This window comes from Citrobacter sp. TBCS-14 (genome assembly GCF_005280805.1).
GTDB lineage: Bacteria > Pseudomonadota > Gammaproteobacteria > Enterobacterales > Enterobacteriaceae > Citrobacter > Citrobacter gillenii.
Genome location: NZ_SZWM01000369.1, coordinates 1 through 233 on the forward strand (window position 1 = coordinate 1; position 233 = coordinate 233).

The 233-nt window shown below is 49.4% G+C and carries 1 pseudogene; it reads left to right on the top strand.

The window, feature by feature from the left end:
* A pseudogene (locus FDX22_RS15560) lies at positions 1 to 184 on the top strand (methylmalonyl Co-A mutase-associated GTPase MeaB); the annotation flags it as partial.
* Positions 185 to 233: the final 49 nt, after the last annotated feature.

Consider the following 233-nt stretch of genomic DNA (forward strand, 5'->3'; position numbering starts at 1 on the left):
GCAGCAGGCGGTGGACTGGTTACACCAGCAGGCTGAAGAAGAAGCCCTACATCTGCTGTTTGCGCGGACTGATTTCGACCGCTATTTCCAGCAGACGCTACAGGCCGTCAAAAATAACGATCTGTCGCCGCGCACCGGTCTGCGGCACATCAGCGAATTTATCCAGCATCATTACTTTCAATAAAGAGAACATTATGTCTTATCAATACGTCAACGTGGTCATCATCCAGAAA